The organism is Marinobacter sp., assembly GCF_052091845.1.
Classification (GTDB): domain Bacteria; phylum Pseudomonadota; class Gammaproteobacteria; order Pseudomonadales; family Oleiphilaceae; genus Marinobacter.
In genome coordinates, this window is sequence record NZ_JBQDCO010000025.1 from 37,497 (window position 1) to 50,629 (window position 13,133).

The window sequence follows — 13,133 nt, forward strand, 5'->3', positions numbered from 1 at the left end:
GTCCTGAATGCAAGTTCGCAAGCCGCCAGAAAACCGCTGGCCAAGAAAGGCTGCCCAAGAAAGGACTGGCCAGGAAAAGACCGAAAGTATCACAGGTTATCAGAATCGCGCCTTTTATTGGGAGTATAGTGTACAGGGTTATTCAGCGTGCCTATATCCTGTGGTAGCCTTCCCGAATCGCATAAAACAGAAAGGGTTTCACAGTGTGCACATGCGCACAAAGCCCTGATTGCCTGATAATAACGAGGACAACCTTGAGCACAGAAACCGAACTTCAGCCGCAGGATGCTCCGCTGGGTCGTCTTCCCTTCACCTTTGCAAAGCGCAATGGCGTGATTCTGACTCGTTCTGAAGAAGGCAGCCCGGTTATTCTGGTCAGGCCCGGAGCGCCTCACACTGCACTGGCGGAAGCAAACCGCATAAGCGGGGGTCGGGCGCGATTTACCACGATTGAACCAGATCACTTTGATCAAGCTCTGAATGCGGCTTATCAGAACGACTCTGCAGAAGCCATGCAGATGGTCGAAGGTATTGGCGACGACATGGACCTGGCGTCACTCGCCGATTCGGTGCCAGAAACCGAAGACCTTCTTGAGCAGGAAGACGATGCGCCGATTATCCGCCTGATTAATGCCATCCTTACCGAGGCGGTAAAAACCAGTGCCTCCGATGTGCATATTGAAACCTATGAAAAACGCCTGGTGGTACGGTTTCGTGTTGACGGGGTATTACGGGAAGTTGTTCAGCCAAAGCGGGCACTTGCGCCTTTGCTGGTGTCGCGTATCAAGGTAATGGCAAAGCTTGATATCGCCGAAAAACGGGTACCCCAGGATGGCCGCATCGCGTTGCGTGTGGCAGGTCGGGAGGTGGATATCCGGGTGTCTACCATGCCGTCATCCAGCGGTGAGCGGGTTGTACTGCGCCTGCTGGATAAACAGGCAGGTGCGATTCGCCTGGAGTCGCTGGGCATGGCGCCAGCCGACTTGAAGATTCTGCGCCGGCTGATTCACCGGCCATACGGCATATTGCTGGTGACCGGCCCAACTGGTTCTGGTAAATCCACGACTCTCTATGCCTCTTTGCAAGAAATAAACGACCGTAGCCGCAACATTCTTACGGTTGAGGATCCGATTGAGTACAATCTGCCGGGCATTGGCCAAACTCAGGTAAATCCAAAAGTCGAGATGACCTTTGCCCGTGGCCTGCGCGCTATTTTGCGTCAGGATCCGGATGTTGTGATGATAGGTGAAGTCCGGGACCTTGAAACTGCCGAAATAGCGGTGCAGGCAAGTCTTACCGGCCACCTGGTATTATCCACTCTGCACACGAATACTGCAGTAGGCGCGATTACCCGCCTTATGGATATGGGGATTGAGCCTTTCCTGATTTCATCAAGCCTGGTTGGAATCGTGGCTCAGCGTCTGGTCAGGGTGTTGTGCAAGGATTGCCGGGAAACCTATATACCCACCGAAGAACACTGTGAATTCTTGCAGCAAAATGCTGCCGAGCCACCGACTATATACAAGGCCAAAGGGTGCGAGCACTGCAATCACCTGGGTTACCGTGGGCGAATTGGTATTTATGAGGTAGTAGAGGTGAGCGAGGAGATCAGTGCTCTGATTCACAAGCGCTCAGGCGAGCTGGACCTGGAGCGAGAGGCACGCCTTAAAGGACCGAGCATTCATGCCGATGGCGTTCGGAAGATACTCGAAGGGGTGACCACAGTGGAAGAGGTGCTTCGCGTAACGCACCGGGGCCAATAAGCTATGCCTGCTTACGAATACAAGGCACTCGATTCACGCGGGAAGCAAAAGCAAGGCGTGGTTGAGGCAGATGCCCCTCGTGCCGTGCGCCAGCAGCTACGGGAAAAAGGCCTTACACCGTTGGCGGTTGAGCCAGCGGTTCAAAAGCGAACGCCCAGTAGCCCATTGAGTAGCGGCGGCTCCCTGGCCGCTGCCGATCTTGCATTGATTACGCGCCAACTGGCAACGTTAATCCAATCGGGCATTCCTATTGAGCAAACCCTTTCGGCAACCGCACAACAAACGTCCAAACCGCGCATACGCAGCATGCTTATTGCCATTCGGGCCAAGGTTATGGAAGGCTACACGTTGGCGGACAGTCTTGGCGAGTTTCCCAAAGCCTTTCCACGGCTTTATCGCTCAACCGTCGCGGCAGGTGAACATGCCGGGCATCTCGATCTGGTCCTTAATCGGCTGGCTGATTACACGGAGAATCGACAGGAAGCACGCCAGAAAATCCAGTTGGCTGCAATTTACCCGATTATTCTAAGCTTTGTAGCGATTGCCATTGTGGTTTTTCTACTCACTTACGTTGTGCCAGATATCATTGAGGTTTTCGTGAAGCAGGGCCAGGAACTGCCTGGACTCACCCAAGCCATGCTGGCCATGTCGGAATTTCTTACCAGTTACGGTGTTTACCTCGTCATACTGCTTGTTTTGGGGATCATGGGGTTTCGTTATGCTCTGAATAAGCCGGGCTTTCGCATGCGATTTCATAAACGCCTGCTGCATTTGCCTTTGTTTTCGGGGATGGTTCGAGGCGTCAATACCGCCCGATACGCAAGCACGCTCAGCATTCTCACTACCAGTGGTGTGCCATTGGTTGATGCTATGCGGATTGCCGGAGAGGTGCTTTCCAACGAATATTTACGCCGGGAACTTAAGGAGGCGGCCCGCAAAGTCAGTGAAGGTGGCTCTTTACAGCGGGCGCTGGATCAGACTGGTTACTTTCCTCCGATGATGTTGCACATGATTGCCAGTGGCGAGGCCAGTGGCGACCTGGATAGCATGCTTGAGCGCACGGCAACTATGCAGGAAAACACGCTGCAATCCAAAATGGCGGCGATTGTCGGGCTTTTTGAGCCCATGATGCTGCTGGTGATGGGCGTGGTTGTTCTGATTATTGTTATGGCGATCATGCTACCGATACTGAATATGAGTAACCTTGTTGGTTAACTTTCAACGCTAAACTTCTAAATTTAAACCAATAACGAGTGACGTGATGATGATTGAAAATCTGACTAAACCACAACGCAGCCGAGGGTTTACCCTGATCGAGATTATGGTTGTAATGGTCATTCTCGGGCTGTTGGTGGCTGTTGTGGCACCCAACATAATGGGCCGAAGTGACCAAGCCAAGGTAACTGTTGCGGAAACGCAGCTCACTAATATTTCCAAAGCACTGGATATTTACCGTTTGGATAACAGCCATTATCCCTCTACGCAGCAGGGGCTGGACGCCTTGAAGTCCCGGCCATCTGGCAGCCCGGAGCCAAAAAACTGGAACCCTGACGGTTATATGAAAAGCATCCCGGAAGATCCCTGGGGTAACGATTTTCAGTATGTGAGCCCGGGCACTGAAGGCGCTTATGACCTGTATTCATACGGCTCCGACGGCCGTGAAGGCGGTGACGAAGACGCAGCGGATATCAGCATCTGGACCATCGGCAACTGATTTATGATGCTTCCCCGATCAGAACACAACAACAGCGGCTTCACGCTCATTGAAATATTGGTTGTTTTGGTTCTGATTGGGCTGCTCGCGGCTCTTGCGGTACTCACCATGGGTGGCAACTCGCAGCAGAGGGAGTTGCAAAACGAAGTACGGGAACTGTATCTGTTGATGCAAACTGCATCAGACCAAGCCGTTCTCAATAATCTGGAGTTGGGCCTGTTGTTTGACGACAACGGCTATCGCTTTGTTGCTTTTCAAGACGAAACCAACGACTGGAAGGCATCAGGAGAGCGCATATTCCGTACCCGGACCTTTCCGGAGTGGCTAGTCACGACGCGATTTATAGAGAGCGATGCGCCTCGCCTGGCATCTTCTGAAGACAAACTCCGGCCGGATGTCGTGTTCTTTTCCAGTGGCGAAACTACGCCTTTTGAACTGGAATTTACGGTTGGTAGTGAGACGGACTACGTCCAAACGCTTGCATCCGATGGAATTTCCCCCATTGAGTGGCGACGGCCCGGCGAAGAGGGAGACGACTGGTGATACGGCGTGGCCAATCCAACCTGCCGAAATCCGCCAAAGGCTTCACGCTTATTGAGGTGATGGTTGCGTTGTTGGTGTTCGGACTGATTGCAACAGCCGCAGCCGAGGTAGGCAGTCAGTATATTTCCAGCTATGAACGCATCCGCGACAAAACCCTGGCAGGCTGGCTTGCTGAAAACCGCATAAACGAAATTCGGCTAGAAGATAACCTGCCTGACATCTCCGAGAACGCGAAAGACAAAGACTATGGCCCCTTTCGCTGGCAAGTGACTACTAAAGTGCTGGCAACCGCCGAGGCAAAAATGCGGCGAGTGGAGGTTAAGGTGGCTCGTTATCAGAATGACCGTTCAAAACCCTATCCGGTACACACGCTGACCGCGTTTGTGGGTGAGCGATGAAGAGCCAACAAGGTTTTACGCTCCTCGAGGTACTGGTGGCAATCACCATTACCGCGGTCATTGGCATTGGCGTGTGGCAGGTTATGAGCGGTGTGATTCTCTCCCGTGATCGGGTGGATGAGCTTGCCGGGCAGTTTGATGGCCTTCAGCGTGCAATGTTGCTTTTGGAGCGGGATATTACCCAGATAGTAAACCGACCGGCTCGGGATCTTTACGGCGACTTTCAACCCGCATTAACCAGCCGGCAAGACGAATTTGTTTTATTACTTACACGGCAAGGCTGGCGTAACCCGTTGGGTATCCGGCGTAGCAGCTTGCAACGGGTAGGTTGGGAGTACACGGGTACCGAGCTACGCCGCCGGTATTGGCCTGTTCTGGACCAGGGCCAGGAGGATAATAGCCGGGATTTGTTATTGCTTGAGAATGTAACCGAATTTGATATCCGATTTCTCAATGACCAAAACGCCTGGCAACCGGAGTGGCCCTCTGCTGATGCGATGGCAGCACTTAGCCCCGGTAGCCGGCCGGATATCCCGTTTCCTGTAGGCATAGAAATTACGCTGGAGCATGAACGCTTTGGTGAGCTGGTTCGCACCTTTGTGCTACCGGATTTTGATTTATCGGGTGCGCAAGGCCTCGTTAATCAGGTTAACGAGGCGCGTAACAAGGACGATGAGGCCCAAGGCGCAACTGCTGAAGGCGATACAGGGCAGGGGGGCTAACTGTATGGCGCCCCGTTCCTATTATGTGTTCCCCAAAAAACAGCAGGGTGTAGCGTTGATTATGGTGCTGCTAGCCATGGCCATGGTGGTTATGCTGGCCTCAGGCATGACCCAGCAACAAAGTGTAAGAGTATTCAAGGCCGGGCACTATCTGGCGCAACAACAGGGTCGAAGCATCGCGCTTGGCGCAGAGGCCTTTGCCCGTCAGATTTTAATGCGGGATTTTGAAGAGGATAAAGAAGCTAACCTGATGGTCGACAGCCTCGATGAGTTTTGGGCAATGAATGCGGCTATTTTGCCTTTAGACGCCAATGGGGTGGTAGAGGTTCAGATAGATGATCGGGGGGGGCGGATAAACCTGAATGATCTGGTGTCGACTAACGGCCAGGTGGACCCGATAATGAAAGATCGTCTTACCCGTTTGCTGGTTGCCCTCAATATTACCGGAGTGTCTGTTGATGCCCTGGTGGACTGGATTGACCCGAACGATCAGACAATCAGCGCCTATGGTGCCGAAGACAGCCAGTACCTGATGGCCGACCCCGGGTTCCGTGCGGCCAATCAACCGTTCGTCAGCGTGTCGGAACTGCGGTTGATTGAAGGCATGACCGAAGAAATATACGTTGCATTGCGGCCCCATGTGGCCGCTTTACCGATCAGTGGATCAGGCATCAACGTGAATACGGCCACTGCAGAAGTGTTGATGTCCCTGCATGAGGAACTGACGACAGCACAGGCTGCGTCTATTCTTGAAAAGCGGGAAGAAGAACGGTTTGAAAGCCTTCAGGATTTTCTGGCGCTTCCGGAGTTCGCCGGGTTGGGCTTGAAACCCATAGGGCTGGGGCTGCAAACGCGTTTTTTTGAAGTTGTATCACGGATTACCTACGATAACCGTGTTGTAAATATGGTGAGTACGGTTTTTCGTAACCAGGAAGGTAATGTCCGGACGGTTCACAGGGATACCGGACAAAAGAATCGCATTACCAAAGAGCCCTTTACCATCTCGGAAGGATAACCATGTCTTATCGCCTTTATGTGCGACCCTTGCCACCTTTTGCGGATCCCGGACAACATCCGGAAGACCGCCTGTTCAATTGGGTACTTTACGATGCCGGTGGTGATGCCCAGGCTCAGGGTAGCAGCGATCTCCGTAGCACCATTGAACAAACGCTAAGCCAGAATGGACTTGAGGGCGTGCAACTTGTGGGGCTTATTCCCGGCGATGAAGCCTTGTTATGCATGGCCGATATTCCTGCCAAGCAAAGCCGTTTTATAAACCAGGCTCTGCCTTATGCAGTAGAAGAACAGATTGCCCAGGACATTGATGAAGTACACCTGGCTCTTGGTCCCCATACCCGTGACGGATACAGGGTAGCAGCGGTCGACCGCAGCACAATGGCACAATGGCTTGAGCTTTTCCGTGGCTGGTCCCACGCCAGGCTGGAGGCCATATACCCTGATGCTGCATTGCTCCCGGTGACAGAAGGTGGTTGGTCCATTTGTCTTGATGGCGAGTCAGCCATGATGGCCAGCGATCGCGGCGAATGGCTGAGCATGCAGTCTGCCAACCTGGCAATGTTTGCCCAAACATTGGCGGTGCCGCCTTCCGAGGATGTCGTGGCTGAAGTACCGGTGGTCATATACGGCACGGACTCTGAACTTGAGCAGCAACAAGCGGTGCTTGGAGAGCTCATGGCGCCGGGACGGCTTTCTGTTCGCAGGGAGTCTTTGGAGCTTATGCCGCTTGAACTGCTGGCTTACGCTCACCATAACCATCTGTGTCGCCCAATCAACTTATGCCAGCGAGATTTCTCGGTTAAGGGCAGCAAGGCCAGCCCGCTGAAACCCTGGAAGCCGCTCATTGCTGTGGCCGCTGTCTGGTTTGTAGTGCAGGTGGCGCTGGAAGCCGGAATGGGGTTTTACTACCAGTCACAAGCCTATGATATGCGCCAACAGGCTATGTCGGTGTATAAGAGTGCCTTCCCCAACGACCGCAGAACCCACGCAGGCAATGTAAAAAGGGTGATCGAAGGGCAGCTGCGTATGGCGGGCTCTGATGGCCCGGATATAGACTTTGTCACTCTGATGAAATACACAGGCCAACAGTATTCGCAAGTGGCCGGTTCAGGCTCGGTAATGTTTAATGCCATCAATTACAGTCAGGCCCGCGGTGAACTGGTGGTTGATGTGCGTGCAGACAGCTACGACAGGCTAAGTACGTTGCGCAGTGGTCTTACGGACCAGGGGCTGGACGCCAAAATTGGCTCAGTGGTCAACGAATCCAGCGGTGCTCGTGGCCGCTTGACCGTATCCGGAGGTTGACGCCATGTGGACGAAGCTAAAAGAGCAGCCATCGGTTGGAAAGATGATTGCCCAGTATGATCAACTTCCTAAACGGGATCAGCAGGCACTGGCCGTGTTAGCTGTAGCAGTGTTTCTTGGAATTTTGTATTTTGCAGTGTGGAGCCCGGTCACCAGCTTTCATGATGAGGCGGCCGCTAGTAAACAAAACGCCGCCGAGCTTGTCGCCTGGATGCAATCTAACGAGCCGGTTATACGCCGCCTGAGTAATAGTGAAGCAGGGCCGGCAGCCACGTCGGCAGAGATACCCGCTGATGGCCGGGCATTAATGGGCCTGGTAACCCGTTCTGCGAGAGAAACCGGGCTTACGTTGCAGCGTTTTGAGCCTAGCGGAGACAGCGCTATAAGGGTGTGGCTGGATGCGGTTCCCTATTCAAAGGTTGCAGCGTGGCTTGAAATGCTCAATGGTGAGCATGGTGTAGTGATTGATCAGGCTGCGTTGGATCGCGCAGACGATCCTGGCCGGGTATCTGTCCGTTTAACCTTGGCTATCTGACCGGGAATAACTGGGTGCCGGGGCAGTTCTCTCCGGACAGAGACAGGAGCAAAAGCATGAGCAACGACAGCGAAAACAGACCGGAACCGGTTATTGTCCGGCTGGATATCAATGCTGTGAATGTAGCCAGATCCATTCTGTACGATGCCTACCGGAACGAACCAGCATTTCAGTACCTTTTCAACCATCGCAAACCCGGCTATAAGCAGCGTGTCCGGGCCACGGTACGTGAACTGGTTGATCTGTACTTTGCTCTTGACCAGGACGCCGTTGGTGTATTGGTTAATGATTCGCTGGTCGCAGTGGCATTTATCGGCGATCCGGACCTGCGCTTAAACCTGGCGAATCGATTTAGCTGGAGAGTTCGCATGGTGTTAACGGCTGGTTTCGCCTCCACTCGTCGTTACCTCGATTATCACGAGAAAATACGGGCAATGCTGCCGCAACCATTGGCGCATCAGCTGCCATTGATGGGTGTTAATCCCAAATATCAGAATCTTGGTTATGGCCGGCACCTGCTTAAAGCTATTCAACGGTTGTGTGCCGACAATCCAAGGGGAACCGGGTTGGTACTGGATACCGGCAACAGCCGCTATTTTCCGTTTTATGAATCAGAAGGTTTTCGCAGCCTTGGAAAAATTCGCCTTGGTGGTTTCGAGGATCACATATTGTTCCGCGAAATCCATCCAGAAGCCAAGGCAACTGCCAATCAAAATTAATGTTGCAACAAACAACAGGAGACACTGTGTCTGACAGCCTGGATTATGATCTTATTGTTATTGGTGCCGGTAGTGGCGGTGTGCGCCTGGCGCGGATGTCAGCCGGCCGTGGCGCCCGCGTAGCGGTTATTGAATCCCGTTATCTCGGTGGCACCTGTGTTAACGTTGGCTGTGTCCCCAAAAAGCTGTTTGTTTATGGCGCCGGTGTCAGTGACGAACTTGAAGACGCGGCAGGCTATGGTTGGGACGTACCCAAGGATGACGTCAGCTTTGACTGGCCCACGCTGGTCGCTAACAAAAATACCGAAATAGAAAGATTAAATGGTATATACGGCCGCTTGCTTGAGAATGCCGGCGTGACGGTTATTGAAGGCACTGCCACCATTAAAGATCCGAACACGATTGTTGTTGGGGGTAAGGAGTACACCACCGCTCACATAACAGTTGCGACAGGCAGCTGGCCGGTTGTACCAGACATTCCGGGTAAAGAATGCATCCTAACGTCGAATGAGATGTTTTATTTGCCTCAGCTACCCAAACAGGCCGTGGTATGGGGTGGTGGTTACATCGCCGTAGAATTCGCCGGCATTTTGGCCGGTTTAGGCGTGGAAACAACACTGTTATACCGTGGCGATCTCTTTCTTCGCGGGTTTGATAGCGATGTGCGCCGGTTCGCCGAACAGGAAATGCGCAAAAAAGGCGTACGGCTTGAGTTTGGCGTAACCATCGAGTCGGTCGAGGCTGAAAACTCCCATTACCAGGTTAATCTCAGTAACGGCAATGTTATGGAAACCGGGCTTGTTATGGCAGCGACGGGTCGGCGCGCTCTGGTGGATGGTCTTGGACTGACCGAGTTGGGTATAGAGCTAAGTGCGTCCGGCCATGTTGTGGTTGATGACTACTTTCGCACCTCAGTACCTTCTGTGACTGCTCTTGGAGATGTTATTGGTACACCGCAGCTAACACCGGTTGCGCTTGCCCAGGCTATGGTACTTTCCCGCAGATTGTTTGGTGATGGCGAAGGTGAAATGGATTACACCGCGATCCCAACCGCAGTTTTTTGCCAGCCCAACATTGGCACCGTGGGATTAACAGAGGAAGAGGCCAGGAACGCTGGGCACGCTGTGCAAATATACCGCTCTGAGTTCCGGCCCATGAAGTATATCCTCAGCGGGCGGGAAGAGCGTTGCCTTATGAAGCTTGTTGTCGACGAGGCAACGGATAGAGTACTTGGCGCCCATATGGTTGGGCCAGACGCAGGGGAGATTACTCAGGGCCTTGCGGTGGCCATCAAGGCTGGCGCAACCAAGGCCCAGTTTGACTCCACTATGGGTATTCACCCAACGTCTGCAGAAGAATTTGTCACCATGCGCGAACCTGCCGTCTGATTAGGGTGGAAGCCCATGGCTGGGCCAAGTGGCTATAATGTCTTGTCGTTTTTGTTATCGTGTTTGACTATACGTTGTTTGTCTCTCAAAAACGTAATGAATCTACAGGGTGGGAGTAAGCTTGATATGAGTTTTAGCGAAGCCGATCGCGATCTGGATGCTTCACAGCGCCAGGTTGTCCGTGAGGTGATGATTCAGATCAAGGCGCTGCTGAACGACTCTGGTCGATGCCGCGATGCAGGTATCTGGAAGGCTATATTGTGTGAGGCCCCAGCGGATCAAATGCCTTTGCGTCGGGAAATTGGCCGGCAGTTAGAGCCTCAACTCAAGCCTATGGCTGAAAATGGCAGCTTTCCATCACCGGTTGTGGGGTTTCTGGGTGAATGGTTTGACTGGCATAGTTTGCAGGATGTCATCGTTCAGGAAGATGAGCGCGGCCTCGCGGAGCAAAATGTTGCAGATGAAGAATTCGAATCAGAACCCTCGCAATCGGTTAATTTTTGGCCAGCAGTGATAGGTTGGATTATAGGGCTGATTGTACTTGCCACTATCTTTGGCGGAATGGGCGGAGGCTAGCACCACCGCTCGTTCCATTAGATTTTCGCTTTTTCTGAATGCGAAGCGGCTATTTTGTCGTGATATTTCTGGGCCAGAATTGCACCTAAAATAACTTGAACCTGGTTGTAGCACATAATCGGCAGTACGATCATGCCAAACCCGGGGTGCCCGGAAAAAAGCACTTTTGCCATCGGCAACCCGGAGGCCAGGCTTTTCTTGGAGCCGCAGAATACAACCGCTGCCTCATCTTCCAGGCTAAAGCCGAACCGCCGCACCAGAAACCTCGCAAAGAACATAAACAACGCTAACAACCCGATGCACAACAATATGGTCAGAGCAATGGCTTTTACCGGTAGGTTTTGCCAAAGGCCGCTTTCTACCGAATGTGAGAAAGCGGAATACACTATCAGCCAGATAACGCATTTGTCATAGCGAGTCATCAAACTTTCGTGGCGGCCCAGAAAGCTTCCAATCCAAGGTCGCATTCCGTGTCCAATTGCAAACGGAAGCAACAACTGCAGCACAATATCTTTCAGGGCTTTGCCTATCTCGAAGTCCCCGCTTCCCGCCGAGCTGACCACTAAAAGCAATAAAAATGGCGTTAGCATCATACCGAACACATTGGACGCGGCGGCGCTGCAGATTGCTGCGGGCACATTTCCCCTGGCCATGGCGGTATAGGCTATAGAGGAAGAAACCGCAGACGGCAAAACCCCTAAGTAAAGAAAGCCAAGCCCCAAATCTGCTGGCATCCAGGTAGGCGCAAGACCACTCATGCCATTAATCGGTAGCACTACGAGGGGAAAAAAAACGAAGGTAAGCGCGGTAATCAATATATGCAGCCGCCAGTGCGAAGCCCCCGCTACAATTTGCTCGCGGGATAAAGCTGCCCCATGAAAAAAGAAGAGCAGGGCGACAGCAACAGTCCCTGCGGTAGCCAGCAAACTCCCGGCATTGCCAGTTGCTGGTAAAAAAGAGGCCAGGGCAATCGCGCCAAGTAGCAAAACGGTAAAAATGTCTGGCTTGAACTTCATCTTCAGGAACCCCTTTCGTGAAGTGCTTCAAGGCTGGGTGCGAGAAGATCCTGGGCAAGCTTCCCGGCTTTTGCTGAATCTTGACGACGAACAGCGGCCAACAGCAGCTCATGATCTTCCTGCGAAGGCTCTGGTAAGTCTGAGTCGTTTTCTGTGCGCTCAATGGTTTGAGTGATGGCGTGGGAAAAGTAATCGTATAGCTCTGCGAGCGCAGAGTTATGGGACGAAGCCACCAGCGCGTGATGAAAAGTCTCATCGTGATGAATGCGGGCCGCAAGATCTGAGTCAGCCTTACCCCTGTTATCAAGAGCCACCGTCATGTTCTGAAGGTCCTGCTTGGTGCGACGTTGGGCGGCAAGTTTAGCCGCTTCCGTTTCCAGCATAATGCGCACTTCCATTTGATCTTTCAGCTGCGTGCGCGCTATTCGTTTAAGCGTTTCCCCGGCATCGCGGGTTGCTCTTACGTAGGTGCCGTCTCCCTGGCGGGTTTCCAGCATGCCAACGTGAGCAAGTACACGTACAGCTTCGCGTACGGTGTTACGACTTACTCCCAACACTTCGGAGAGCTCCGACTCCACCGGCAGTTTGTCACCCACCGACCATTGTTTTGTTTCTATGGCGTGCCTCAGGCTTTCTATTGCGGTTTCAACGAGAGAGCCTTTCTGGATTTTTTTGAGCATCAACATATCACCCTGTTAACCTATGACCCAATCATCCTATGAATTAAGGACCGACGCAACCCGTTGTTTGATTGAGGAGCAGATACAGATTACCCGGTAGAATTAAGGAACTGATAATCCGCTGTATCTACACGGCGTGTGGCAAACCGATAGGAGAACGTAAAGCCCGGCCAGTTAAGGGTATTTTTACCGTTGGCGTCAAGATACCAGGATGAGCAACCGGAGACCGTTATCCCTTTAAAGGCTACAGCGCCGTCCTGCCAGGCGTCATTCAACGTGATGCCTGCGCGACCGGTGACACGAATTGGCGACAGAAACTCCGAAGCACGAAAGCCAGTACCAAAAATGATGGCGTCAACTGAATGGTGTTCGCCAGACTGTGTTTGCACGCCAGTACTGTCAATTTTTTCAATCGGATCTGTTACCAGATTCACGTTGGTACGGTTAATGGCGGGGTACCAGTCGTTGGAAATCAGTATTCGTTTGCAGCCAATCTGGTAATCCGGAATTAACTGTTTGAGCTTTTGCGGATCCGCAACCTGTTTGCGTGCTTGCTCTTTGGCCTGCCTCGCAAATACATTCAGAAGGCGGTAAAAACGAGTAAAGGCGAGGGCGCGGCTCTCGTTCTTCCAGTAGATCAGGTAGCGATAAAACCTGTCCCATGCAGGGAACGCTTTGAACAGGGTGTGCTCCCAGCTTTTGAAGAGGGTTGGCAGACAAACGTGAAAAATTCCCCAGAAATGCTCCCAACCTGTTG

The 13,133-nt window shown here is 52.6% G+C and carries 14 protein-coding genes and 1 pseudogene; 12 read left to right on the forward strand and 3 right to left on the reverse strand.

Going from position 1 to position 13,133, the window contains the following annotated elements:
• The first annotated feature begins 254 nt into the window (after nucleotides 1–254).
• From gspE to ACTHYN_RS09830, 12 genes are all read left to right on the forward strand, one after another.
• On the forward strand, nucleotides 255–1,763 hold the full coding sequence (gspE, locus tag ACTHYN_RS09775) for a type II secretion system ATPase GspE (protein ID WP_441812261.1): 1,509 nt from the start codon (nucleotides 255–257) through the stop codon (nucleotides 1,761–1,763).
• Between the two features lie 3 nt (nucleotides 1,764–1,766).
• Complete coding sequence (gene gspF, locus ACTHYN_RS09780) at nucleotides 1,767–2,978, forward strand: type II secretion system inner membrane protein GspF (protein ID WP_441812262.1); 1,212 nt, start codon at nucleotides 1,767–1,769, stop codon at nucleotides 2,976–2,978.
• 46 nt (nucleotides 2,979–3,024) lie between these two features.
• Entirely contained in the window at nucleotides 3,025–3,477 is a 453-nt protein-coding gene (gene gspG / locus ACTHYN_RS09785) for a type II secretion system major pseudopilin GspG (RefSeq protein WP_441812263.1), read from the forward strand.
• 3 nt (nucleotides 3,478–3,480) lie between these two features.
• Nucleotides 3,481–4,020 carry a type II secretion system minor pseudopilin GspH gene (gene gspH / locus ACTHYN_RS09790; protein WP_441812264.1) on the forward strand — a complete coding sequence of 180 codons (540 nt, stop codon included), beginning with the start codon at nucleotides 3,481–3,483 and terminating at the stop codon, nucleotides 4,018–4,020.
• Nucleotides 4,017–4,418, forward strand: a complete 402-nt coding sequence (gene gspI / locus ACTHYN_RS09795; protein WP_441812265.1) for a type II secretion system minor pseudopilin GspI — start codon at nucleotides 4,017–4,019, stop codon at nucleotides 4,416–4,418. Before gspH ends, gspI begins: the two co-directional genes overlap by 4 nt.
• Entirely contained in the window at nucleotides 4,415–5,140 is a 726-nt protein-coding gene (gspJ, locus tag ACTHYN_RS09800; RefSeq protein WP_441812266.1) for a type II secretion system minor pseudopilin GspJ, read from the forward strand. The genes gspI and gspJ overlap by 4 nt, the downstream gene beginning before the upstream one ends.
• Nucleotides 5,141–5,144: 4 nt before the next feature.
• Nucleotides 5,145–6,155: a type II secretion system minor pseudopilin GspK gene (gene gspK / locus ACTHYN_RS09805; RefSeq protein ID WP_441812267.1), complete on the forward strand. Its 1,011-nt coding sequence runs from the start codon at nucleotides 5,145–5,147 to the stop codon at nucleotides 6,153–6,155.
• Nucleotides 6,156–6,157: 2 nt separating this feature from the next.
• The gene (gene gspL / locus ACTHYN_RS09810) at nucleotides 6,158–7,462 is read left to right on the forward strand and encodes a type II secretion system protein GspL (RefSeq protein WP_441812268.1); all 1,305 of its coding nucleotides are present in this window, start codon (nucleotides 6,158–6,160) and stop codon (nucleotides 7,460–7,462) included.
• Between the two features lie 4 nt (nucleotides 7,463–7,466).
• Nucleotides 7,467–7,997 (forward strand): type II secretion system protein GspM, encoded by a 531-nt coding sequence (gspM, locus tag ACTHYN_RS09815; protein WP_441812269.1) that lies wholly within the window; start codon nucleotides 7,467–7,469, stop codon nucleotides 7,995–7,997.
• 56 nt (nucleotides 7,998–8,053) lie between these two features.
• Nucleotides 8,054–8,716 carry a GNAT family N-acetyltransferase gene (locus ACTHYN_RS09820; RefSeq protein ID WP_441812270.1) on the forward strand — a complete coding sequence of 221 codons (663 nt, stop codon included), beginning with the start codon at nucleotides 8,054–8,056 and terminating at the stop codon, nucleotides 8,714–8,716.
• Nucleotides 8,716–10,104, forward strand: a complete 1,389-nt coding sequence (gene gorA / locus ACTHYN_RS09825; RefSeq protein ID WP_441812271.1) for a glutathione-disulfide reductase — start codon at nucleotides 8,716–8,718, stop codon at nucleotides 10,102–10,104. Before ACTHYN_RS09820 ends, gorA begins: the two co-directional genes overlap by 1 nt.
• A 126-nt stretch (nucleotides 10,105–10,230) precedes the next feature.
• On the forward strand, nucleotides 10,231–10,680 hold the full coding sequence (locus ACTHYN_RS09830; RefSeq protein ID WP_441812272.1) for a hypothetical protein: 450 nt from the start codon (nucleotides 10,231–10,233) through the stop codon (nucleotides 10,678–10,680).
• Nucleotides 10,681–10,697: 17 nt separating this feature from the next.
• Here ACTHYN_RS09830 and ACTHYN_RS09835 read toward each other — a convergent pair whose 3' ends face one another.
• The 3 genes and pseudogenes from ACTHYN_RS09835 to ACTHYN_RS09845 form a co-directional block, all read right to left on the reverse strand.
• Complete coding sequence (locus tag ACTHYN_RS09835; RefSeq protein WP_441812273.1) at nucleotides 10,698–11,696, reverse strand: bile acid:sodium symporter family protein; 999 nt, start codon at nucleotides 11,694–11,696, stop codon at nucleotides 10,698–10,700.
• Between the two features lie 2 nt (nucleotides 11,697–11,698).
• Nucleotides 11,699–12,376, reverse strand: coding sequence for a FadR/GntR family transcriptional regulator (locus ACTHYN_RS09840; RefSeq protein ID WP_441812274.1), 678 nt, complete (start codon nucleotides 12,374–12,376; stop codon nucleotides 11,699–11,701).
• A gap of 89 nt (nucleotides 12,377–12,465) precedes the next feature.
• Nucleotides 12,466–13,133, reverse strand: a pseudogene (locus tag ACTHYN_RS09845) (hypothetical protein); the annotation flags it as partial.